At 68.7% G+C, this 23,006-nt stretch carries 22 protein-coding genes and 1 pseudogene; 12 read left to right on the forward strand and 11 right to left on the reverse strand.

From position 1 onward, the window contains the following. Positions 1-467: 467 nt before the first annotated feature. Positions 468-608: pseudogene (locus tag ACE3RQ_RS16275) on the reverse strand (magnesium chelatase); the annotation flags it as partial. 315 nt (positions 609-923) lie between these two features. Between ACE3RQ_RS16275 and ACE3RQ_RS16280 the strand changes: the two are divergent. The 7 genes from ACE3RQ_RS16280 to ACE3RQ_RS16310 all read left to right on the forward strand — a co-directional run bounded on the left by ACE3RQ_RS16280 (position 924) and on the right by ACE3RQ_RS16310 (position 6,654). Then, positions 924-1,262: a P-II family nitrogen regulator gene (locus tag ACE3RQ_RS16280; protein ID WP_374523110.1), complete on the forward strand. Its 339-nt coding sequence runs from the start codon at positions 924-926 to the stop codon at positions 1,260-1,262. A 33-nt stretch (positions 1,263-1,295) separates the two neighbouring features. Next, on the forward strand, positions 1,296-2,726 hold the full coding sequence (locus ACE3RQ_RS16285; RefSeq protein WP_374523111.1) for an ammonium transporter: 1,431 nt from the start codon (positions 1,296-1,298) through the stop codon (positions 2,724-2,726). A 157-nt stretch (positions 2,727-2,883) separates the two neighbouring features. Next, on the forward strand, positions 2,884-3,108 hold the full coding sequence (locus ACE3RQ_RS16290; protein ID WP_374523112.1) for a hypothetical protein: 225 nt from the start codon (positions 2,884-2,886) through the stop codon (positions 3,106-3,108). A 76-nt stretch (positions 3,109-3,184) separates the two neighbouring features. Next, positions 3,185-4,306, forward strand: coding sequence for a glycolate oxidase subunit GlcE (glcE, locus tag ACE3RQ_RS16295; protein ID WP_374523113.1), 1,122 nt, complete (start codon positions 3,185-3,187; stop codon positions 4,304-4,306). 9 nt (positions 4,307-4,315) lie between these two features. Next, positions 4,316-5,539, forward strand: coding sequence for a glycolate oxidase subunit GlcF (gene glcF, locus ACE3RQ_RS16300; RefSeq protein WP_374523114.1), 1,224 nt, complete (start codon positions 4,316-4,318; stop codon positions 5,537-5,539). A gap of 9 nt (positions 5,540-5,548) precedes the next feature. Then, the gene (locus tag ACE3RQ_RS16305) at positions 5,549-5,911 is read left to right on the forward strand and encodes a CidA/LrgA family protein (RefSeq protein WP_374523115.1); all 363 of its coding nucleotides are present in this window, start codon (positions 5,549-5,551) and stop codon (positions 5,909-5,911) included. Next, positions 5,908-6,654 (forward strand): LrgB family protein, encoded by a 747-nt coding sequence (locus ACE3RQ_RS16310; protein WP_374523116.1) that lies wholly within the window; start codon positions 5,908-5,910, stop codon positions 6,652-6,654. The genes ACE3RQ_RS16305 and ACE3RQ_RS16310 overlap by 4 nt, the downstream gene beginning before the upstream one ends. A 6-nt stretch (positions 6,655-6,660) precedes the next feature. Here ACE3RQ_RS16310 and ACE3RQ_RS16315 read toward each other — a convergent pair whose 3' ends face one another. Further along, complete coding sequence (locus ACE3RQ_RS16315; protein WP_374523117.1) at positions 6,661-7,143, reverse strand: glutathione peroxidase; 483 nt, start codon at positions 7,141-7,143, stop codon at positions 6,661-6,663. 136 nt (positions 7,144-7,279) lie between these two features. On the opposite strand from ACE3RQ_RS16315, the gene ACE3RQ_RS16320 reads away from it, so the two are divergent. Continuing rightward, positions 7,280-8,275, forward strand: coding sequence for a hypothetical protein (locus tag ACE3RQ_RS16320; protein ID WP_374523118.1), 996 nt, complete (start codon positions 7,280-7,282; stop codon positions 8,273-8,275). 9 nt (positions 8,276-8,284) lie between these two features. Here the strand turns inward: ACE3RQ_RS16320 and lplT are convergent, their stop codons facing one another. Continuing rightward, positions 8,285-9,568: a lysophospholipid transporter LplT gene (gene lplT, locus ACE3RQ_RS16325; protein WP_374523119.1), complete on the reverse strand. Its 1,284-nt coding sequence runs from the start codon at positions 9,566-9,568 to the stop codon at positions 8,285-8,287. A 202-nt stretch (positions 9,569-9,770) separates the two neighbouring features. Between lplT and alr the strand changes: the two genes are divergently transcribed. From alr to ACE3RQ_RS16345, 4 genes are all read left to right on the forward strand, one after another. Beyond that, the gene (gene alr, locus ACE3RQ_RS16330; protein ID WP_374523120.1) at positions 9,771-10,889 is read left to right on the forward strand and encodes an alanine racemase; all 1,119 of its coding nucleotides are present in this window, start codon (positions 9,771-9,773) and stop codon (positions 10,887-10,889) included. A 98-nt stretch (positions 10,890-10,987) separates the two neighbouring features. Continuing rightward, complete coding sequence (locus tag ACE3RQ_RS16335) at positions 10,988-12,085, forward strand: efflux RND transporter periplasmic adaptor subunit (RefSeq protein WP_374523121.1); 1,098 nt, start codon at positions 10,988-10,990, stop codon at positions 12,083-12,085. 9 nt (positions 12,086-12,094) lie between these two features. Then, positions 12,095-15,370 carry an efflux RND transporter permease subunit gene (locus tag ACE3RQ_RS16340; RefSeq protein WP_374523122.1) on the forward strand — a complete coding sequence of 1,092 codons (3,276 nt, stop codon included), beginning with the start codon at positions 12,095-12,097 and terminating at the stop codon, positions 15,368-15,370. 1 nt (position 15,371) lies between these two features. Next, a complete protein-coding gene (locus tag ACE3RQ_RS16345; protein ID WP_374523123.1) occupies positions 15,372-15,599 on the forward strand; it encodes a DUF2892 domain-containing protein in 228 nt (75 codons plus the stop codon). A 4-nt stretch (positions 15,600-15,603) separates the two neighbouring features. On the opposite strand, the gene ACE3RQ_RS16350 is transcribed toward ACE3RQ_RS16345, so the two are convergent. From ACE3RQ_RS16350 to cysT, 8 genes are all read right to left on the reverse strand, one after another. After that, a complete protein-coding gene (locus ACE3RQ_RS16350) occupies positions 15,604-17,145 on the reverse strand; it encodes an ArnT family glycosyltransferase (RefSeq protein ID WP_374523124.1) in 1,542 nt (513 codons plus the stop codon). Between the two features lies 1 nt (position 17,146). Then, a complete protein-coding gene (locus ACE3RQ_RS16355) occupies positions 17,147-17,506 on the reverse strand; it encodes an SMR family transporter (RefSeq protein ID WP_374523125.1) in 360 nt (119 codons plus the stop codon). Continuing rightward, positions 17,503-18,957: a UbiA family prenyltransferase gene (locus ACE3RQ_RS16360; protein WP_374523126.1), complete on the reverse strand. Its 1,455-nt coding sequence runs from the start codon at positions 18,955-18,957 to the stop codon at positions 17,503-17,505. Before ACE3RQ_RS16360 ends, ACE3RQ_RS16355 begins: the two co-directional genes overlap by 4 nt. Before the next feature lie 69 nt (positions 18,958-19,026). Next, positions 19,027-19,647 (reverse strand): exopolysaccharide biosynthesis protein, encoded by a 621-nt coding sequence (locus ACE3RQ_RS16365; protein ID WP_374523127.1) that lies wholly within the window; start codon positions 19,645-19,647, stop codon positions 19,027-19,029. Then, positions 19,644-20,024, reverse strand: a complete 381-nt coding sequence (locus ACE3RQ_RS16370) for a hypothetical protein (RefSeq protein ID WP_374523128.1) — start codon at positions 20,022-20,024, stop codon at positions 19,644-19,646. The genes ACE3RQ_RS16365 and ACE3RQ_RS16370 overlap by 4 nt, the downstream gene beginning before the upstream one ends. A gap of 111 nt (positions 20,025-20,135) precedes the next feature. Beyond that, positions 20,136-21,125 (reverse strand): sulfate/molybdate ABC transporter ATP-binding protein, encoded by a 990-nt coding sequence (locus ACE3RQ_RS16375; protein WP_374523129.1) that lies wholly within the window; start codon positions 21,123-21,125, stop codon positions 20,136-20,138. Next, complete coding sequence (cysW, locus tag ACE3RQ_RS16380; protein WP_374523130.1) at positions 21,122-22,021, reverse strand: sulfate ABC transporter permease subunit CysW; 900 nt, start codon at positions 22,019-22,021, stop codon at positions 21,122-21,124. The genes ACE3RQ_RS16375 and cysW overlap by 4 nt, the downstream gene beginning before the upstream one ends. Continuing rightward, positions 22,018-22,893 (reverse strand): sulfate ABC transporter permease subunit CysT, encoded by an 876-nt coding sequence (gene cysT / locus ACE3RQ_RS16385; RefSeq protein ID WP_374523131.1) that lies wholly within the window; start codon positions 22,891-22,893, stop codon positions 22,018-22,020. Before cysT ends, cysW begins: the two co-directional genes overlap by 4 nt. Between the last annotated feature and the right edge of the window lie 113 nt (positions 22,894-23,006).

Genomic DNA, 23,006 nt, shown 5'->3' on the forward strand with positions numbered 1-23,006 from the left:
TCGATGTTGGCTGTCCGCTATGGAGACACAACGGCTATGTCTGCTGATGGCCGAGCGCGGTCTTGCGGCGTGAGTGACTGACCGGCCGCTCCCGCTGCAAACCAGCCCTACAGCCAGCAACTGCAGCTTCCGGCTGAATTGAGTCGTTCAGGTTCCCTGGCCGCACGTCAACATTTAGCCGGAGGACCAGTCATCGACTCCGCTGCAGCGCCCTCCTGTGGCGGTACCGATGCTCGGTCTCGATTCAAGACCCATTGACTTGGCCGAAGGATTGACGTCCATGAAAGCGAGCAAGCCTGCAGCCGCTTTGCGTGGCTATCAAGAGCTGCACTTTCTCGGGCTGCGACAGGTTTTGATTCACTGAATTTGTATGAGGCGCTAAATCTTAAAAATTCGACAGCTTTAAGAGGCATTTTTTCGGTGCGTCTTCCTCCCTTGCGAAGTCGACAGGGTATGTTTTTCTGGCCATCGCGGGCTTCTTTCACCTCGGTGTCGGCCAGTCCCACCAAGGTGAAGCTGGGCAGGCCGTTGGCCAGGTGCACTTCCACGCACACCGGCCGGGCCTCCAGCCCCAAAAGGGCGCGCGAGCGCACCAAACACAAGCCCATGAATTCCCTCCTTGGGGGCGCCTTCGGTCTGGCGCACGTTTTGTGTGCACCGATGTGGTGCGTCCGTCTTTTGAGCCCCCGACCGATGCGGGTCCTGCGTTCGCACAGGACCGCTTTTTGTGCGGGAGCGGGCGAGTTTGGCGGTGCTGCCTGGGGGGAAACGCCCACGGGTATGCGCTCTTTCGCATGACTGGCACGGACGTTGCAATGGGGTGTCAGCGATTGAATCCAGACCGGGGTTGCCCGGGTCAGTCCACAAGCGCGGTGTCGGCCTTCAGGTCGGGCCACCCTTCAAAACAGAAGAGGAATCACAGCATGAAAATGGTTTCAGCCATCATCAAACCGTTCAAGCTGGACGAGGTGCGCGAGGCACTCTCCGGCATGGGCGTGCAGGGCATCACGGTGACCGAGGTCAAGGGCTTCGGGCGCCAAAAGGGCCACACCGAGCTTTACCGCGGCGCCGAGTACGTGGTCGATTTCCTGCCCAAGGTCAAGGTGGAAGCCGCCGTGGCCGACGAACTGGTGGACCGTGTGATCGAGGCCATCGAAGGTGCCGCGCGCACCGGCAAGATCGGCGACGGCAAGATTTTTGTCACCCCGCTCGAACAGGTGGTTCGCATCCGCACCGGCGAGACCGGCAAGGAAGCCCTCTGATTTCCGCCCCCTGACCTTCGAAAGAACACGGACATGAAAAAACTCATCGCATCCCTGTTGCTGGGCGCGGGCCTGGCATTTGGCGGGCTGGGCGCCATCGCGCAGACCGCACCTGCAGAACCCACTCCAGCCGTGGCCGCGCCGGCGGCTGACGCTGCACCGGCCGCGGCTCCTGCTGCCGCCGCACCGGCGGCTGCCGAGGCTGCACCGGTCGCCGCCGAAGCGCCCAAGGAAACCGTCGACAAGGGCGACGTCACCTGGATGATGATCTCCACCATCCTGGTGATCCTGATGGTCATCCCCGGCCTGGCCCTGTTCTACGGCGGCCTGGTGCGCAGCAAGAACATGCTGTCGGTGCTGATGCAAGTGATGGTGGTGTTCTCGCTGATCTCGGTGCTGTGGGCCGTGTACGGCTACAGCCTGGCGTTTGGCGGCGAGGGCCTGATCATCGGCAACCTGAGCAAGGTGTTCCTGGCCGGTATCACGCCTGAGACGCTGGCGGCCACCTTCACGCCCGGCGTGATGATCCCCGAGTTCATCTTCATCGCCTTCCAGGCCACCTTCGCCGGCATCACCTGCGCGCTGATCGTGGGTTCGTTCGCCGAGCGCATCAAGTTCAGCGCCGTGCTGCTGTTCTCGGTGATCTGGTTCACCTTCAGCTACCTGCCGATCGCCCACATGGTGTGGGGCGCTGGCGGCTACCTGTTTGGCAAGGGCGCGCTGGACTTCGCTGGCGGCACCGTGGTGCACATCAACGCCGCCATGGCTGGCCTGGTGGGTGCCTACCTGGTGGGCAAGCGCATCGGCTACGGCAAGGAAGCCATGGCCCCGCACAGCCTGACGCTGACCATGGTGGGCGCCTCGCTGCTGTGGGTGGGCTGGTTCGGCTTCAACGCTGGCTCCAACCTGGAAGCCAACGGCGGTGCCACCCTGGCCTTCATCAACACCCTGGTCGCCACCGCCGCCGCCGTGCTGGCCTGGTGCGTGGGTGAAGCCCTGGGCAAGGGCAAGGCCTCGATGCTGGGTGCCGCTTCTGGTGCCGTCGCTGGCCTGGTGGCCATCACCCCGGCCTGTGGCACCGTGGGCCCGATGGGCGCCATCGTGATCGGTCTGGTCTCTGGCTTCCTGTGCCTGTGGGGCGTGACCGGCCTGAAGAAGATGCTGGGCGCTGACGACTCGCTCGACGTGTTCGGCGTGCACGGTGTCGGTGGCATCGTGGGTGCCCTGCTCACCGGTGTGTTCTCTGCCGCATCGCTGGGTGGCATCAAGGCCGACGGCTACTCCATCGCCAGCCAGATGGTGGTGCAGGCCGAAGGCGTGGTGATCACCATGGTGTGGTCGTCGGTGGTGGCTTTCATCGCCTACAAGATCGTTGACATGGTGGTGGGTCTGCGCGTGACCGAAGAAGCCGAGCGCGAAGGCCTGGACATCAGCTCGCACGGCGAGACCGCGTACAACCGCTGATCGCTTTCCCATCCCTTCATGGGTTTGCTCCAAGGACTGCGTTGACCATCGGCGCAGCGCCTGCTCTGTTACCCCCGCGTGGCCAAAAGCCCGTGGGGGTTTTTTCATTGGGGTCCCCCTAAGATGCGCCGCGCCACATCCACAAAGGGAGGAACCCATGCACATCACCCGTTGGCCCGTCGTTCAGGCTGCCGCCATTGCCTTGGTCTTGGCCTGTGGCCCGGTTCATGCCGAGGGCACGAAAAAGGTGGTGCGCAGCGCCCCCCGCGTGAAGGTGCATGAGGCGCCCTCGCACGAGACCCCAGCCCAGCGCGACCGCCGCCTGCTGCGCGAGTGCAAGGGCCGGCCCAACGCGGGCGCCTGCCTGGGCTACGCGAGCTGAGGCGGCCAGCGGCTTTGCAGCCGCGCGTGCAAAAAATTCAAGTGCCGCCGCCAGGGCGCGCACTACCATCGCTGACATGTCCGACACCCAGGAACTCTTGCCCACCGACTGGATTGACCGCATCCGCGCCGCGGCGGCCGATCGCACCCGCCTGCATATCGTGGGCGGTGCCACCAAGGCGTTTGCGCGCGCGGCGCCCGAGGGTGAGGCCCTGTCCACCCTGGGCTTTCGCGGCATCGTCAGCTACGAGCCCACCGAGCTGGTGGTGACGGCCCGCGCCGGCACGCCGCTGGCCGAGCTGGAGGCCGCGCTGGCCGAGCAGGGCCAGTGCCTGGCCTTCGAGCCACCCCACTTTGGCCCCGGCGCCACCGTGGGCGGCATGGTGGCCGCGGGCCTGTCGGGCCCGGCCCGTGTGGCCGTGGGTTGCGTGCGCGATTTCGTGCTGGGCGCCCGTTTCGTTGATGGCCAGGGCCAGTGGCTGACCTTTGGCGGCCAGGTCATGAAAAACGTGGCTGGCTATGACGTGAGCCGCGTGCTGGCCGGCAGTTGGGGCCAGCTTGGCGTGATCGGCGAGGTGAGCCTGAAGGTGCTGCCGGTGGCGCCCGCCGAGGCCACGCTCTTGTTCCCCTTGGGGCAGCGCGAGGCCCTGGCGCAGTTGCACTGCTGGTGCGCCCAGCCCTTGCCGCTCAATGCCTCTTGCTGGGTGAAAGACACCACCGCCGCTGGCGCGCCGGAGTGCCTGTTTGTGCGCCTGCGCGGCGCCAAGGCCGCGGTGGAATCGGCCTGCGAGCGCATGGTTCGCGAGGCCGGCGGGCAGCGCCTGGACGCCGCGCAGGTGGCGCCCGATTGGGCCGCCTGCCGCGAGCAGACATTGCCCTTCTTTCAAGCGCCCTCGGCCGCGCACGCCCTGTGGCGCCTGTCGGTGCCGCCCACCGCGCCGGTGCTTGATTTGCCGGCGTCGCCGCTGATCGAATGGCACGGCGGTTTGCGTTGGGTGTGGGCGCCGCTGGACGCCGCCGATGCCCTGCGCGCCACGGCCCGCGAGGCGGGCGGGCACGCCACCTTGTTCCGCACGCCGGCCTCGGGCGACGGCGGTGTGCCGCGCGAGCAAGCGCTGGCGCCCGCCAACGCGGCCATCGCCCAGCGCCTGCGCGCTGCCTTCGACCCCGCTGGCGTCTTTTCGCCCGCTTCGGCCTGATCCCTCGCCATGCAAACCCACCTCTCCGACGAGTTCGCGCAGCGCGCCGATGGCCGCGCGGCCGAGGCCATTCTGCGCAAGTGCGTGCACTGCGGCTTCTGCACCGCCACCTGCCCCACCTACCAGTTGCTGGGCGATGAACTGGACGGCCCGCGCGGGCGCATCTACCTGATCAAGCAAGTGCTCGAAGGCGCCGAGCCCACGCGCAAAACCCAGCAGCACCTGGACCGCTGCCTCACCTGCCGCAACTGCGAAAGCACCTGCCCCAGCGGGGTGGATTACGGGCACTTGGTGGACATCGGCCGTGCCATCGTCGATGAGAAAGTGCCGCGCCCGGCTGGCGAGCGCGCCGTGCGCTGGCTGCTCAAAGAGGGCCTGCCCTCGCCCGCCTTTGGCCCGGCCATGAAGCTGGGCCAGGCGGTGCGTGGCTTGCTGCCCGAATCGCTCAAGGCCAAGGTGCCGCAGCCCCGGCCCGCGGGCGCCTGGCCCACGCGCGAACACGCCCGCCGCGTGCTCATGCTGGGCGGTTGCGTGCAGCCCGCCATGGCGCCCAACATCAACGCGGCCACCGCCCGCGTGCTGGACGCGGCTGGCATCCAGACCGTGGTGGCCGCTGAGGCCGGTTGCTGCGGCGCGGTGAAGTTCCACCTGAACGACCAGGACGGCGGCCGCGCGCAGATGCGCGCCAACATCGACGCCTGGTGGCCGCACATCGAGCGCGGCGTGGAGGCCATCGTGATGAACGCCTCGGGCTGTGGCGTCACCGTCAAGGAATACGGCCACCTGCTCAAAGACGACCTGGCCTACGCCGAGAAGGCCGCCCGCGTGAGCGCCATCACCAAAGACCTGAGCGAGTTGCTGCCCACGCTGGTGCCGGCGCTGAAAGACCGCCTGAAACGCGCGCCCGAGGGCCTGATCGGCTTTCACCCGCCCTGCACCTTGCAGCACGGGCAGAAGCTCAAAGGCGGCGTGGAACAGCACCTGGGCACCCTGGGGTTCAAGGTGGCCGTGGCGCGGGTAGAGCCGCACCTGTGCTGCGGCTCGGCGGGCACTTACTCGGTGCTCAACCCCGACATTGCCTACACCCTGCGCGACCGCAAGCTCGGCCACCTGGGTGAGATGAAGCCGGCGGTGATCGCCAGTGCCAACATTGGCTGCATCACCCACCTGCAAAGCGGCACCGACACACCGGTGCGGCACTGGGTGGAACTGCTCGACGAAGCCTTGAGCTGAGGCCCCCGCATGATCCCCGCGCTGGCCACCTTGCTCGTGTTCCAGTTGCTGGGCGAATCGCTGGTGTTGGCGCTGGGTGCGCCGGTGCCCGGCCCGGTGGTGGGCCTGGCCCTGCTACTGCTCGTCCTGGTGCTGAAGCCGGCTGTGCTGGACGCGCTGCGGCCCACGGTTCAGACGCTGTTGCAACACCTGTCGCTGCTGTTCGTGCCCGCCGCCGTGGGCGTCATGCAGCACCTGCAGCGCCTGGGCGATGAGGCCCTGGCCATTGGCGTGGCCCTGGTGGTGAGCACCCTGGTGTGCATGGCCACCTCGGCCTGGACCATGCTCTGGCTCATGAAGCGCGTGGCGCCGAAGGAAGGGCCCAAGCCATGAGTGCCCCGCTGCCGCTGCCCGCGCCCCTGGCCGACATCTGGGTCTACCTCTCGGCCACGCCCTTGCTGGGCCTCACGCTCACGTTGCTGGTGTACCAAGGCGCTTTCGTGCTGTACCGCCGCAGCGGCTTCAACCCCCTGGCCAACCCGGTGGCCATGGCGGTGGCGGTGCTGGCCACGCTGTTGTGGCTCACGGGCACGCCCTACGCCACCTATTTCGAGGGCGCGCAGTTCGCGCACTTCTTGCTGGGGCCGGCCACCGTGGCGCTGGCCGTGCCCTTGTTCGAGCAATGGCAGCGCTTGCGCCGGTTGTGGCTGCCGCTGCTGGGGGCTTTGGTGGTGGGCTCGCTCTCGGCCACCGTCACCGCCATTGGCGTGGGCTGGGCACTGGGCGCGAGCAAGGCCACCTTGGCCTCGCTGGCGCCCAAGTCGGTCACCTCACCAGTGGCCATGGGCATTGCCGAAAAGATCGGCGGCATTCCCTCGCTCACCGCCGTGCTGGTGGCGGGCACCGGCATCGTGGGGGCGGTGACGGCGCGCTCGCTCTTCAATGCGATGCGCATCCAAGACCCCACCGTGCGCGGCTTTGCGCTGGGCACGGCGGCGCATGGCATCGGCACCGCGCGCGCCTTCCAGGTGAGCGAAGAAATGGGTGCCTTCGCCGGCCTGGCCATGGGCCTGTCGGCCCTGTTCAGCGCCCTGACCTTGCCGCTGTTGGCCGGGGCCTTGCTGCGCTGGCTCTGAGGCCGATCAGCCCAGGGCCTGCTCAATGTCTTGTGTGAGCTTCTCGGGCGCGTCTTGCGGCGCGTAGCGCTTGAGCACGCGACCGTCGCGCCCCACGAGAAACTTGGTGAAGTTCCACTTGATGGCCTTGCTGCCCAGGATGCCGGGCGCCTCTGCCGTGAGCCACTGGTACAGCGGGTGGGCGCCAGCGCCGTTCACGTCGATCTTGGCCATCATCGGGAAGCTCACGCCGTAGTTGCGCTGGCAGAAGGTGGCGATCTCGTCGTTGCTGCCCGGGTCTTGCTGGCCGAACTGGTTGCAGGGAAAGCCCAGCACCACCAGGCCGCGCGCGGCGTAGGTTTCGTTCAGCTTCTCCAGCCCCCCGAACTGCGGCGTGAAGCCGCAGGCGCTGGCGGTGTTCACGATGAGCAGCACGCGGTCACGGTACTGGTCGAGCGAGACGGTCTGGCCGTCGATGGTCTGGGCCTGAAAGTCGTAGACAGTGGTCATGGCGGCATCTCGGTGAGGACGGGCTGCCATGGTAGAGCGCCGCCGTTCGGCTTGCAGGTGTGACACCAAAGTACCCCATAAGCTACCGCAGTCGCATGCTCTCGTTGCATACTGGCGCGCATTCAGAAAACCTTGTTTGCAATTCAATTGGGGACGGCTGATGGGCGAGGCGTATCGGGTGGCGCTGGTGGGGTTCTCGCACGAGGAGGTGGGCACCTTCGTGTCCTTCTTTCGCCTGGCCGCCCGTCGGCCGCCGGCCTACCAGGTGCAGGACGAGGTGCTGGACGCCCAGGCGCTGATCGTCAACGCCGACGACACGCAGGCCATGCACCTGGTGCGCTATGCGCAGCTGCCCGGCAAGGTGCTGCTCGTGGGGCGCAGCGACCGGGGCACGGGCTGGCCGGTGCAGCACCGCCCGGTGAAGCTGGTGCAGGTGCTGGGCGCGCTGGATGGGCTGGTGGGGCCTTCCCGCACCGCGCCGCCACAGAGGCGCAGTTCGGACAGCATTCCTGAGGCCGTGCGCCGTGTACAACGCGCGGCCGTGCCCGAGACCACCTTTGCCCTCACTTTGCCGATGCCGCGCCCCGACTTGCCCGCCCTGGCCGAGCACCGGGTGGGCGTGATGCCGCTCACCGAAATCGGCGCCGATCACGACCTGCCGGTTCGCATCCCGCGTTCGCCCCATTCGCGCCGGGACAGCGACCCCAAAGAGCTGCCGCTGCCCGAACGCGGCGATTTACTGGTGGTGTCGCAAAGCCTGGTGGAAGGCCGGGTGCTGCTGCGCCGCTTCAAGAAATACGGGCTCAAGGCCGACTGGTCGCGCGAGGCGACGCAAGCCCTGGCGCTGATGCAGGCGCACCCTTACCGCATCGTCGTCATCGACCACCTCACCGGGCACCCGGACGCCTTCGAGTTGTGCCGCGCCGCCAAAAAAACGCGGGGCCCCAAGGGGCCGCCGGTGGTGATTTTGTTTGCGTTGATGGTGGGCACCATGGAGCGCATGCGCGCCAGCTTGGCGGGCTGTGATGCGTTCTTGTCGCGCTCGGTGAACGAGGCCGATCTGTACAAAACCCTGGCCCAGCACCGACTGGTGCACCTGGACGGTTTCGCCCCCACGAACTTCGGGTTCTGAGCGGCCGGCTCAGCCGTGCAGATCATCGCGGCGGGCGATTTCCAGCAGGCGCTCCAGCTCGTGCGGGTGCGCGCGCTGGTTGTGGCGGTGCCAGATGGCGATCAGCAGCATGACGCCGGCCACCAGCACGCCGAAGGCCGTGATGGCGGCAAAGGCCGACCAGCCCATGCCAGTGGAGAAGCTGTACAGGAAGCCCAGGCCAAGGATGCAGGCCTGTTCGTTGAAGTTCTGCACCGCGATCGAGCGGCCCGCGCCCATGAGGTTGTGGCCGCGGTGTTGCAGCAAGGCGTTCATCGGCACCACCAGGAAGCCGCCCAGCCCGCCCAGCAGCACCAGGAAAGGCGCGGCCACCCAGACGTTGTCGATGAAGTTCATCGCGATCACCAGCACGCCCATGCCAATGCCCAGCGGCATCACGCGCGTGGCCTGGTCCAGGCGCATGCGCAGGGACGCCACCACCGCACCCACGGCCGTGCCCAGCGCCACCACCCCTACCAGTGAAGAGGCCTGTGTGGTGCTGTAGCCCAGCGCCGCCGCCGCCCAGGCCAGCACGATGTAGCGCAGGTTGCCGCTCACGCCCCAGAACAGGGTGGTGGTGGCCAGCGAGATCTGCCCCAGGCGGTCTTTCCAGAGGCGGGTGTTGCAGAGCCAGAAATCGGGCAGCAGGGCCAGCGGGTTGCTGGGCATGGGGCGCGGTGTCACGCCAGTGAGCGGGATGCGCGTGTTGAACCAGGCCGCCAGCGCGTACACCGCCACCAGCGCCGCGATGGCCGCCTCGGCCGGGTGGTCAAGGCCCGTGTGCAAACCGGGCAGGTCGATCGACAGCAGCGCCCCGGCCACCCAGGGGCTGACCAATTGGCCGCCCAGCAGCACGCCCAGGATGATGGAGGCAATCGTCAGGCCCTCGATCCAGCCATTGGCCTTCACCAGCTGGGAGGGCGGCAGCAGTTCGGTCAGGATGCCGTACTTGGCCGGTGAATAAGCGGCAGCGCCCAGGCCCACCAGGGTGTAGGCCAGCAAGGGGTGCACGCCCACCAGCATCAACAGGCAGCCCACCACCTTGATGGCATTGCTGATGAACATCACCTGGCCCTTGGGTCTGGCGTCGGCAAAGGCGCCCACGAAGGGCGCCAGCACCACATAGAACAGGGCAAACATGGGCACCAGGGCGGCGCTTTGCCACTCGGGGGCGTGGCGGGAGCGCAGCAACTCGATGGCGGCCACGAAAAGCGCGTTGTCAGCCAGAGAGCTGAAAAACTGCGCCGTCATGATGGTGTAGAAGCCGCGCTTCATGGCGATGATGGATGGGCCTTGGGGGCCGTGGCCGCGTGTCCGCGCAGGGGGCCGTGGCTGAGATTTGTGCGACAGTAACCGAGTGTCTCGGAAGGGTGGCCGGTTATAGCACGCGCCCTTGACGCCGCCGGGCAGGATGTGCCCCAGTGTCAGGTGCCTTCTGGCGCTTCCCGAGAACCCTTGCACACCATTTCATTGCGCCATGCCCCGTCCGATTCTTGCCACCGTCCACCCCGAAGCCCTCCGCCACAACCTGCAGCGCGCCCGCGACTGCGCGCCCGATTCGCAGGTGATGGCGGTGGTGAAAGCCAACGCTTACGGGCACGGCATCGAGCGCTGCTTTGACGCCCTGCGCGCCGCCGACGGCTTTGCCCTGCTCGACCTGGACGAAGCCCAGCGCCTGCGCGCGCTGGACTGGCGCGGCCCCATCCTGCTGCTCGAAGGCGTGTTTGAGCCGCGCGACCTGGAGCTGTGTTCGCGCCTGCACCTGTGGCACGCGGTGCACTGCACCGAACAGATCGACTGGCTGGCCGCGCACAAGACGCAGGTGCCGCACCGCGTGTTCCTCAAGCTCAATTCCGGCATGAACCGCCTGGGCTTCACCCCGGCGGCCTTCCGCAGCGCCTGGGCGCGCCTGAACGCCCTGCCGCAGGTGGATGAGATTTCGTTCATGACCCACTTCAGCGACGCCGACGGCCCGCGCGGCATTGCCCACCAAGTGGCCGTCTTCGAGGCCGCTACCGCTGACTTGCCGGGCGAACGCAGCCTGGCCAACAGCGCCGCCATCCTTCGCCACGCCACCAGCCCGCTGCGTGGCAGCGGCAACGGCCACCTGGCGGCCGACTGGGTGCGCGAGGGCATCTCGCTTTATGGCAGCGCACCCGACTATCCCCAGCACAGCGCCGCCGACTGGGGCCTGCTGCCCACCATGACCTTGTCCAGCCGCCTGATTGGCGTGCAGCAACTGCGTGCCGGCGACACCGTGGGCTACGGCTCCACCTTCACCGCCGATGGCGACCTGCGCGTGGGCGTGGTGGCCTGTGGCTACGCCGACGGCTACCCCCGCGTGGCGCCCACCGGCACGCCGATCCTGGTGGCCGGGCAGCGCACCCGCACCCTGGGCCGCGTGAGCATGGACATGCTGGCCGTTGACCTGACGCCCGTGCCCGAGGCGGGCATTGGCGCCGAGGTGGTGCTGTGGGGCCGCTCGGCCACCGGCGCGGTGCTGCCGATTGACGAAGTGGCGCGGGCAGCGGGCACCTTGTCGTACGAACTGATGTGCGCCGTGGCGCCCCGCGTGCCCTTCGCCGCCGCGGCCTGATCGCACCCGCTGGCGCCCGCGCCAGCCCACGGGAGTTGGCCCCTTGATACTGGGGGTAGTATCAGAATATACTGATGCACCAATCAGGAGGTCCCGCCATGCCCATTCGATCCGCCGTTCGCCGCCACCGCCCCGTTGCCTGGGCAGGGGCGGCCGTGCTGGCCTTGTCATCCCTGGTCTGGATGGGGGCACACGCCGCGGGCGAGCCCGCCACCGCCGGGCCGCAGGTGCCGGTGCTCACCGTGGGCGAGCGCGCCGTGGGCGACGGCCTCACGCTGGACGGCAGCCTGCAGGCCGTGCGCCAGAGCGTGCTGTCGGCCCAGGCCAGCGGCCGCATCGCCACCCTGGCGGTGAAGGCGGGCGACCGGGTGAAGGCAGGTCAGGTGCTGGCCACGATTGACGACCGCGTCACCCAAGCCGGCGTGGCCCAGGCGCAGGCCGGCGTGGCCCAGGCGCAAGCGACCCTGGTGAACGCACAGGCGCAATTCGATCGCACCAAAGAGCTTCGCGCGCAAGGTTTCGTGGCCCAGGCCGCGCTGGACACCGCGCAGGCCCAGCTCAAGGCCGCGCAGGCGGCGGTGAATGCCGCGCGCGCCGGGCAAACGCAGTCTGACCTGGCGCAGGGCTTCACCCGCCTGACCGCGCCTTACGACGGCTGGGTGCTGGCCACCCACGCCGAAGCCGGTTCGCTGGCCCAGCCGGGCTCGCCGGTGCTCACGGTGTACGCGCCGCAGCCCATTCGCGCCGTGGTGCACGTGCCGGCCTCGCAACAGGTGCTGGCCGAGCAGGCGCAGCGGGTGGAGGTGCTCTTGCCCGGCACCTCGCGCTGGGTGAAGCCGGCGGCCGCCAGCCGCGTGCCCGCGGCCGACCCGGTGTCGCAGACGGTGGAGTGGCGCCTGGACCTCAGCGCGGACGACAGCGCCACCCAGGTGCCCGGCCGTGCCGTGCAGGTGCGCTTTGTGGGTGGGCAGGCGCAGCGCCTACTGGTGCCGGCCAGCGCCGTGCTGCGGCGCGGCGAACTGACGGCGGTGTACGTGGCGCCCGAGGGCGGGCAGGCCTTTGTGCTGCGCGCGGTGCGCCTGGGGGCGTCCCACGGTGAGGCGGGCTTCGAGGTGCTGGCCGGCCTGCGCGGCGGTGAGCGCGTGGCGCAAGACGCCGTGCGCGCCGGTCTGGCGGGCGCCCGCCCCGCCCCCTGAGGAGGCCGCATGAACACCAACCACAAGCTGGGTGCCTCGGGCCGCGTGGCGCGGCTGTTTCAGGCCAACGCCATCACGCCGCTGCTGGCGATGGTGGCCTTGCTGCTGGGCTTTTTCGCGGTGATGGTGACACCGCGCGAAGAAGAACCGCAGATCAACGTGACCATGGCCAACGTGCTGATCCCCTTCCCTGGGGCGTCCAGCGCGGACGTGGCCAGCCTGGTGGCCGGCCCGGCCGAGCAGGTGCTGTCGCAGATCGCCGGCATTGAGCACACCTACTCGGTGGCGCGCCCCGGCATGGCGGTGCTCACGGTGCAGTTCCAGGTGGGGGTGCCGCGCACCGAGGCCTTGGTGCGCCTGTACGACGTGCTCAACGCCAACCAGGATTGGCTGCCCGCCAAGCTGGGCGTGCTGCCGCCCATCGTGAAACCCAAAGGCATCGACGACGTGCCCGTGCTGGCGGCCACGCTGTGGAGCCCCGACGCCGCCTCGGCCCACGAGCTGCAGCGTGTGGCGTTGTCGGTGGAGGGTGAACTCAAGCGCGTGCCCGGCACCCGCGAGATCGACACCATCGGTGGCCCCGGCCGCGCGGTGAACGTATGGCTGGACCCGGCCCGCCTGCGCGAACGCAGCGTGAGCGTGGCCGCCCTTCAGCAGGCCATTGCCGCCGCCAACCAGGCCATGCCCGCGGGCAACGTGGCCAACCCCGGCGCGGCCAAGGGTGAGCCCGGCCTGCTGAGCGTGCAGACCGGCGAGTTCCTGCGCAACGAAGACGACGTGGGCGACATCGTGGTGGGCGTGAGCCAGGGCCGCCCCATCTACCTGCGCGAGGTGGCGCGGGTGGAGGCCGGTGCCCAGCAGCCGCAGCGTTACGTGTGGTTCACCCCTGGCGCGGCCGAGGGCGGCCAGCACGCCGGCCAGAGCTTCCCGGCCGTGACCATCACCGTGACCAAGAAGCCCGGCCAGAACGCGGTGGACGTGGCGCGCCACGCACGCGAGCGCCTGGCCGAGTTGCAGAACAGCGTGATCCCCGACGGCGTGCGCGTGAGCATCACCCGCGACTACGGCCAGACCGCCGCCGAGAAGGCCAACAAGCTCATTCAGAAGCTCATCTTCGCCACCGGGAGCGTGATCGTGCTGGTGGGCCTGGCGCTGGGTCGCCGCGAGGCCGTCATCGTGGGCGCGGCGGTGGTGCTCACCCTCACCGCCACCCTGTTCGCCAGTTGGGCCTGGGGCTTCACGCTCAACCGCGTGTCGCTGTTCGCGCTGATCTTCTCGATTGGCATCTTGGTGGACGACGCCATCGTGGTGGTGGAGAACATTCACCGCCACCGCCAGCTCACGCCCGATGCGCCGCTGCGCGAGGTCATTCCGCGCGCGGTGGACGAGGTGGGCGGCCCCACCATCCTGGCCACGCTCACCGTGATCGCGGCGCTGCTGCCCATGGCCTTCGTCAGCGGCCTCATGGGGCCGTACATGAGCCCCATCCCCATCAACGCCAGCATGGGCATGGCCATCTCGCTGGCCATCGCCTTCACCGTCACGCCCTGGCTGGCCTTGAAGCTCACCAAGGCCGACGGCCACGCCGCGCACGGGCCGTCGAAGCTGACCACCGCGCTGCAGACCACCTTCACCCGCGTGCTCACGCCGCTGCTGGCCAGCGCACGCAAGCGCTGGCTGCTGCTGGGCGGCATCGTGGCCGCGCTGGTGTTGTCCATGGGCCTGGCCGTGGTGCAGTGGGTGGTGCTGAAGATGCTGCCCTTTGACAACAAGAGCGAGTACCAGGTGGTGCTCGACATGCCGGCCGGCACGCCGCTGGAAAACACGGCCGCTGCCCTGCAAGACATGACGGCCTACCTCAGCCGCCAGCCCGAGGTGGCCAACGTGCAGGGCTACGCCGGCACCGCCAGCCCCATCACCTTCAACGGCCTGGTGCGCCAGTACTACCTGCGCGCCGAGCCCGAGGGTGGCGACCTGCAGGTGAACCTGATCGACGCCCACCAGCGCCACGAGAAGAGCCACGCCATCGCGCAGCGCCACCGCCCCGAGCTGGAGAAGATCGCACAGGCCCACGGCGGGCGCCTTCAGGTGGTGGAAGTGCCGCCCGGCCCGCCCGTGATGTCGCCCATCGTGGCCGAGGTGTACGGCCCCGACCTCAAGGGCCGCGAGGCCCTGGCCCAGCGCGTGGCCAAGGCCTTTGGCGACAGCGCCGACATCGTGGGCATTCACACCTCGCTCAAGGAAGAGGCCCCGCGCGCCTTCCTGCGCATCCAGCGCCAGCGGGCCGAGTCGCTCGGCATCCCGGCCCAGGCGATTGCCCAGACCGTGGCCGGCGCGCTCTCAGGCGTGGACGCCGCCTACCTGCACGACGAAGGCCACTCGCGCGACGCCGTGCCGGTGCGCCTGCAACTGCCGCTGGACCGCCAGATCGGCCTGGACGCGCTGCTGGCCCTGCCGATGCAGGCCGCCAACGGCGCCATGGTGCCGCTGTCTGAGCTGGTGCGCGTGGAGCGCGGCGTGATCGACACCCCGCGCTTCACCAAAGACGGCCTGCCCGTGGTCTACGTGATGGGCGACATGGCCGGCCGGCTCGATTCGCCCCTGTACGGCCTGTTCGGCATCCGCCCGCATCTCAGCGACGCGGCCCTGCCCAACGCGGGTGAGCTGGGCGAGTACTGGATTCGCCAGCCGTCTGACCCGTACCGCGCCTACGCCATCAAGTGGGACGGCGAGTGGCAGATCACGTACGAGACCTTCCGCGACATGGGCGCCGCTTACGCCGTGGGCCTCATCCTCATTTACCTGCTGGTGGTGGCCCAGTTCAGGAGCTACCTCACGCCGCTGGTGATCATGGCGCCCATTCCGCTCACGCTGATCGGCGTGATGCCGGGGCACGCCCTGCTGGGCGCGCAGTTCACCGCCACCAGCATGATCGGCATGATCGCGCTGGCCGGCATCATCGTGCGCAACTCCATCTTGCTGGTGGACTTCATCGAGCTGGAAACCGCACGCGGCGTGCCCTTTGCCGAGGCGGTGGTGCAGTCCGCCGCGGTGCGCGCCCAGCCCATCGCGCTGACGGGCCTGGCCGCCATGATGGGCGCCTTCTTCATCCTCGACGACCCGATCTTCAACGGCCTGGCCGTGTCCCTGATCTTCGGCATCGCCGTCTCCACCCTGCTCACGCTGGTGGTGATCCCGGTTTTCTATTACGCGCTCTACCAGAAGCGCCACGCCGCCCCCGGCGCCCCTGTCACCCCCACCAGCCCCATCCCTCAAGGAGATTGAAATGACCGTTGAACGCTACATCCGCATCATTGCCGGCCTGTTCATCATGGTGTCGCTGGCCCTCGGCGTGCAAGGCAGCCCGCTGTTCGTCAGCCCCTGGTTCCTCGCCTTCACCGCCTTCGTCGGCGCGAACCTGTTCCAGTTCGGCTTCACCAACTTCTGCCCACTGGCCATCGTGCTGAAGAAGCTAGGCGTGAAGGAAGGTGGGGCTTCCTGCTCCACCTGCTGAGGTCTCAGCGCCCCGGCGAGCACTGCGCGAACCCGTAGCGATCGCAGAAGGGGTTGCCCAGCACCGGCAGCCAGGCCGGGATGGCGTGGAACTCTCGCGCGATCTCGGCCAGCACGGTGTCGCGGAAGGGCTGGAACTTGAAGCCGGTGCCGTCCACGGCCCAGAAGGGCACGCCTTCGATCTCGAAGCGCTTGGCGCTCACGCGCTCGAAGTAGGGGGCGAAGTCGGCGAGGTCGGGTTCGTCGTACAGGAACACGCGGATCGCTTGGCCTTCGTACTGGCGGAAGTCGATGATCTGGTCGTCTTGCCGGGCGTGGTGGCGGCCCACGCCGAACACCGGCACGTACTGTTTGTGGTGGTAGGCCAGCATGGCGGCCGGGTTGTAGGTGCGGGCCATGAGGGTGGCGCCGGCGGGCATGTCGGCGCGCAGCGCGGCCACCACGGCGGCGGTTTCGCGCAAGAAGACGGCGCGGTCAAACAGCTTGGTGTGGGCCCACCAGCTCAAGGGGCCGATGGCGATCAACAGCACCGCGATGAGGTGCGGCACCGACAGCGCGGTGGTCCATTTCAAGCTGCGGCGCAGCGCGTGCACGTCCACCCGCAGGCCAGCCCACACCACGAACACCGGCACAAAGCCCAGCACCCAGTGCAGGCCCACGGTGCGGCGCAGGCTGACGAAGGTGAACACCGCCACCGGGAACAGCCACAGCACCGCGAGGGTGCGGCGCGTGGTGGGCGACACGCCCGCGGCCGGGCGGGCCAGCGCGCCTTGCCACAGCAGCCAGGGCGTGAACAGGTAGGCCACCATGGCCAGGTAGGTGCCGAAGGTCTTGACCGACCAGGCCGAGCCTTCGTTGCGGTTGAAGACGTTGAACATCACGTTGCTCCAGCCGTGGGTGGCGTTGAAGGCGATGTTCAAGGCGATGGCGGGCAGGGCGAACACAAAGACGAGAAAGGGCGCCCACCAGCGCTCGCGCCGCCAGCCGAAGGCGTGCGCCGCGTAGGCGAAGCCCAGCAGCGCCGCGAAGTACTTGGACAGAAAGGCCAGGCCCAGCAGCACGCCGCACAGCGCGTACCAGCCGGCCGCGCCGCGTTCGCTGGTGTCGGCGCGCACATAGGCCCAGGCCGAGAGGGCCATGAAGAGGATGAGCGGCGTGTCGGTGGTGACGAGCACGAACATCCAGCTCCAGGGCAGGGCCAGGTACACCGCGCCGGCCATCCAGGCCGCGGGCTCGCGGTCTTCGGGCAGCAGGCGGCGCAACACATCGACCACCCCCAGGCCGATGACGCTGGTCACCAGCAGCGTGGCGCTGCGCAGCACCAGGGGCGCATCGCCCATGGCGTGCAGGCCGGCCAGCAACCAGCCCACCATGGGCGGGTGGTCGGAATAGCCCCAGCTGGGGAACACGCCCCACTGGAAGAAAAAGGCCTCGTCGCCCGAGAAGGGAAAGATGGCGGCCAGCACCACCTTGAGCGCCAGCGTGACGGCGAAGGTGATCCAGAAGGCGCGCCGGGCGGCGGCCAGGGAATGGTCGGGAGCGTGCATGTCAGGCGTCCAGGGCCAGCAGAGAAACACCGAGCACGATGAGCGTGCAGCCGCCCACGCGCACCCACGAGAAGGGCTCGCCCAGCCAGGCAATGCCCAGCGCCATCGTGACCACGAAACCCAGGCTCACCAGCGGGTAGGCCAGGCTCACGTCCAGGCGCGAGAGCACCCACAGCCACAGCACGGCGCTGGCGCCGTACAGCACCAGGCCCAGCCAGACCATGGGGCTGGTGAAGGCGTGCAAGTAGGTGCTGGCCACGTCGGCCCCGCTGGGCGCGCCCAGGCCTTTTTTCATGGCCAGTTGTGCGGCCGAAGACAGCAGCACGCAGAACACGGCCAGTGCGATGGCGATGGTTTTCATGCGCCCACTCCCACGGTGGCCACCAGGCCAATGGCGCCCATCACCGCCACGGTGCCCCAGCTGAAGGGGTCGCGCAGGGCGAATTGCAGCGGGTCTTCGCCCACCAGTTCGCGCCGCCCGGTCTTGAGCCAGATGCGCATGATCCACAGCAACAGCACTGGGGCGGCGGCCCACAGCCAGTCGGGGTGGGCGTAGAGCGCGCGGCTGTTCTGGCTGTCGATGTACAGCGCCAGCACCAGCACGGCCATGAAGCCGCTGGACATGCCCATGGCACGCAGCGAGGCCAGGTCATTGGCGCGGTAACCCCGGCCAGGGGCCAGGGTGGCGTCTTCGTCCACCAGCTCTTCCAGCTCGGCGCAGCGCTTCACCAGGGCCAGGCTCAGGAACAGGAAGATGGAGATGGCCAGCAGCCAGTTGGACAAGTCAACGCCAGCGGCCACGGCGCCTGCGCCAATGCGCAGCGTGTACAGGGCCGAGAGCACCAGCACGTCGATCAGGGGAATGCGCTTGAGGCGCATGGAATACGCCAGCGTGACCACGGTGTAGAGCAGCAGCAGGGCGGTGAAGCCGACCGACACCACCCAGGCCAGCGCGAAGGCCGCCACGATCATGGCCACGCCCAGCGCCACCGCAGAGGGAATGGCGATGGCACCGGCGGCCAGCGGGCGGCGGCGCTTGATGCGGTGCACGCGGTCGCTGGGTAGATCGAGCAGGTCGTTCACCAGGTAGGTGGCCGAGGCGCACAGGCCAAAGGACACGAAGGCCAGCAGCATCATTCCCCAGGCCTTCGGGTCCAGCGAATGGGCCGTGAGCAAGGGAATGAAGAGCAAGGCGTTCTTGGCCCATTGCTTCAGGCGAATGGCCTTGAGCACGGTCTTGAGCGTCAGCGGCTCGCGCGCGAACTCGCGCGCCTGGGGGTGTTGGCGCCGCAGTTCGCGCAGCACGCCATCGGGTGCGTTCACCACGATGGCCTCGCGCGCGCCGGCCCACACCGCCAGGTCGTCGCGGCTGTTGCCCGCGTAGGCCCAGGCCTCGTGGCCGCGGGCGCGGGCGTGCGCCTCGATGGCCTCGCGCTTGTTCGCGCGGCTCAGGTTGGGGCCATCGGGTTCGGTGCCCAGGGTGTCGGTGAAGCAGCCCAGGTGCTCGGCCACCTCGCGCACGATGCGGGCATCGGCCGCACTGGCCAGCACCACCTCGCGCCCGCTGGCGTGTTCGTCTTTCAGGTAATTGATGAGGTCATCGCGCCAGGGCAGGCGGGCCGGGTCGGGCCGCACCGCGTCGCCCAGGCGCTGCTTGAAGCCGGCCTTGCCCTGCGGCAGCCAGGTCAGCAGGCGCAGCAGGTTGAGCGGGTTCTGCTTGATGAACAGCAGCACCGATTCGTGCAGGGTGTCGCTGGGGGTAAGCGAACCATCGAGGTCCACATAGAGCGGCAGTGGGGTCGGGGCAGTCACGAGGGCATCCGTCTTGGGGGTAGACGGATTCTAGGAGGCCTTCTGTGGCCTTTCGTGTCAACGCCGGGGTCAGAGGCCCAACCAGCCGCGCACCGGGGCCAAGGCCGTCAGGGCCAGGTGCCCCAGCGAGACGGTGTAGCCCACCGCCGCACTGCCCACCAGGGTAGACAGCAAGAGCGCAATTCCATCGCGCGCCATCCAACCGAGCCCAAGCAAAATCAGGCTGACGCTGGGCAGCACATTGCCCAGGGGCAGCGGCAGGAAGATGATGGCCGCCATCAGCGCGATCCAGGCGCCCCACAGGGCGCGCGTGGCGCCGTGGCTCCACACCGTCCAGCGCGGGCGCAGCCAGCGCGTGGCCTGCTCGTACACCCAGGCCAGGCCGTGCAGGCAGCGGCGCGTCCAGGTTTCGTTCAGGGTGAGGCCGTCCAGGCGGCGCGGCAAGGGCACGCGGTCTTGTCCGCGCACCCAGGCCCAGGCGATGACCACCAGGCCAAAGCTCAGCACCGTGCCGGCGCCGGCAATGGGCACCACGGTGAGGGCCGACATCAGCATCAGCAGCACGGCCACCGAGGCGTCGTCGTGCAGGCGCACGAGTTCGCCCACGCTCAGGCGCAGGTCGGCGGCCTCGGCGCGGTCGTGGGCGTCGGCGGCCGCGCGCAGGCGCTGGGCCAGCGGTTCGGCGCTCAAGCGGGGGCCCCGTTGCGCAGCTTGGGCCCGAACTGGCCCGCCAGCCAGTGCAGGGCCACGGCCCCCACCAGCATGGCGATCAGGCCCAGGCCCCAGCACAGCCACACCAGCACGGTGATCCACTGGCCCAGGCTGTCGCCCGAGGGCAGCACGCTCACCAGGGCGGGCACCCAGTCGGCCCACAGGGCTTGCAGGGCCTGCAGCCAGGCCGGGTCAAGCCAGATCGAGAGCCAGGCGGGCAGATCGGCCGGGTTCCACTGGGCGGTGCCCTGGGCCATGGCGGCCAGGGCCCAGTCGGCCAGTTGCACGCTGAGCACGGCCATGCCGGTCCAGAGAAGGGCGATCAGGGCGAACAGCGACCAGATGAGGGTTTTCATGCGCGGGCGGGCGAAGGAGGTGGGGCATGGCCACCCCACAGCGGAGGGCCATGCTGGCACAGAGCCGTGACAGCCGCGTGGAGTTCCGCAGCCCGCGCGATGCGAGAGCGCTCAGGCCGCCACGGCGCTGCGGCGCGGGCGCACCAGCACGGCGTCGCCTTCGCGCAGGCCCAGGTTGTTGAAGTGGGCCGTGGCCAGGCGGGCTTCGATCAGGTCGTGCTCGCCTTGCTGGGCCTCCAGCTCCAGGCGCACCACCGGGTCGAGCACCAGGGCGCGGCGCAGCGTGGCCACCACGGCGCCACGGGTGTCGGCATCGGGCGTGAGGGGGCGCACGTCCAGTTCGTGCGGGCGCAGCGGGGTGCCGCTGTCGCCCAGCAGGGGAACGCCGCCCAGGAAGGACGCCACGAAGGGCGTGGCCGGGTGGTCCCACACCTGGGTGGGGCTGCCCACCTGTTCGATCTTGCCGTGGTTCATCAGCACCACGCGGTCGGCCACCTCAAGGGCTTCTTCCTGGTCGTGGGTGACGAAGATGCTGGTCACGTGCAGCTCGTCGTGCAGGCGGCGCAGCCAGCGGCGCAGCTCTTTGCGCACCTTGGCGTCCAGCGCACCGAAGGGCTCGTCGAGCAGCAGCACCTTGGGCTCAACGGCCAGTGCGCGGGCCAGGGCGATGCGCTGGCGTTGCCCGCCCGAGAGTTGCGAGGGGTAGCGGTCGGCCAGCCAGTCAAGTTGCACCAGCTTGAGCAGGTCGTGCACCTTGGCCTTGATTTGCTTCTCGCTGGGGCGCTGGCTGCGCGGCTTCACGCGCAGGCCGAAGGCCACGTTGTCGGCCACGGTCATGTGGCGAAAGAGCGCGTAGTGCTGGAACACAAAACCCACCTCGCGGTCGCGCACGTGCTTGTCGGTGGCGTCTTCGCCGCTGAACAGGATGTGGCCGTGGTCGGCGGTTTCCAGCCCGGCGATGATGCGCAGCAGCGTGGTCTTGCCGCAGCCCGAGGGGCCGAGCAGGGCCAGCAGCTCGCCCGAGGCGATGTCCAGGTCGATGTTGTCCAGCGCCTGGAAGGTGCCGAAGCGCTTGGAGACGTTGCGGATGTCGATGCTCATGGGGCTTCCTTCAGAACCAGGGGGGCGGGCGTGGGGGCTTGTGAGGGGGCTTCTGGTGGCAGCTCGGCGGCGGCCTTCAGTTCGCGTTCGTGGCGCCACTCCACCGCGCTCTTGATGGCCAGCGTCACCAGGGCCAGCAGGGCCAGCAACGAGGCCACGGCAAAGGCGGCCACCGACTGGTACTCGTTGTAGAGAATTTCCACGTGCAGGGGCATGGTGTTGGTCTGGCCGCGGATGTGGCCCGACACCACCGACACCGCGCCGAACTCGCCCATAGCGCGGGCGTTGCACAAAATGACGCCGTAGATCAGGCCCCACTTGATGTTGGGCAGTGTCACGTACCAGAAGGTCTGCCAGCCGCTGGCGCCCAGCACCTGCGCGGCTTGCTCTTCGTCGTTGCCCTGCGCCTGCATCAGCGGAATCAGCTCGCGGGCGATGAAGGGGAAGGTCACGAAGATGGTGGCCAGGATGATGCCCGGCACCGCGAACACGATCTTGATGTCGTGCTCGGCCAGCCAGGGGCCCAGCCAGCCTTGCGCGCCGAACACCAGCACGTAGATCAGGCCGGCCACCACGGGCGAGACCGAGAAGGGCAGGTCGATCAGCGTGATCAGGAAGCTCTTGCCCTTGAAGTCAAACTTGGCCACCGCCCAGGCCGCGGCCACGCCGAACACCAGGTTCAGCGGCACGGCCACGGCGGCGGTGATGAGCGTCAGGCGGATGGCCGACCAGGCGTCGGGCTCTTTCAGCGCTTCCCAGTAGGCGTCCCAGCCTTTGCGCAGGGCCTCGGTGAACACGGCGGCCAGCGGCATCACCAGGAACAGGGCCATGAAGCCCAGGGCCAGCGCGATCAGCAGCACCCGCACGGGGCGCGATTCGGTGGTGCGAATGCTCATGCCAGGTCTCCCGAGCGGCGGCGTTGCCAGCCTTGCAGTGCGTTGATGACCAGCAGCAGGATGAACGAGATGCCCAGCATCACCGTGGCCACGGCGGTGGCGCCGGCGTAGTCGTATTGCTCGAGCTTGCCGATGATGATGAGCGGCGTGATCTCCGACACCATGGGCACGTTGCCCGCGATGAAGATCACCGAGCCGTATTCCCCCACGGCGCGCGCAAAGGCCATGGCAAAGCCGGTGAGCAGCGCGGGCGCGATGGTGGGGAAGATGACCTTGCTGAAGGTCTGCCAGCGCGTGGCGCCCAGGCACATGGCGGCCTCTTCCAGTTCTTTCTCGGCGTCTTCCAGCACCGGCTGCACCGTGCGCACCACGAAGGGCAGGCCAATGAAGATCAGCGCGATCACCACGCCCGCCGGTTGAAACGCGAGCTGAATGCCCAGCGGCTCCAGGTACTGGCCGATCCAGCCGTTGCCCGCCAGCAGCGCGGTGAGCGAAATGCCGGCCACGGCGGTGGGCAGGGCGAAGGGCAGATCGACCAGCGCGTCCACGATCTTCTTGCCTGGGAAGGAATAGCGCACCAGCACCCAGGCCACCAGCAGGCCGGCCACCACGTTCACCAGCGCCGCGATCAGCGAGGCGCCAAAGGTCAGGCGGTACGAGGCCATCACGCGCGGGCCGGTCACGGCCTCCCAGAACTGCGGCCAGGTGAGCGTGAAGGTCTTGAACAGCAGCGCCGACAAGGGGATCAGCACGATCAGCCCCAGGTAGAACAGCGTGTAGCCCAGCGTCAGGTGAAAGCCCGGCAGCACGCGGCGCCGGGGGCGGGCAGCAGACGCCGGTGCAGCGCCCGCAGGCAACGTGGCAGTGGTCATGGCAAAAAAACCAAATAGGGTGGAGCGACATGCCTCATCGCGAGGCGCGGCGGAACCGGCTCCGCCGGGCCGCTCGCGCCGCCCCCTTGAGGGGGTCGCGCGCAGCGCGGCGG

The organism is Hydrogenophaga sp. (assembly GCF_041913525.1).
Taxonomy (GTDB): domain Bacteria; phylum Pseudomonadota; class Gammaproteobacteria; order Burkholderiales; family Burkholderiaceae_C; genus Hydrogenophaga.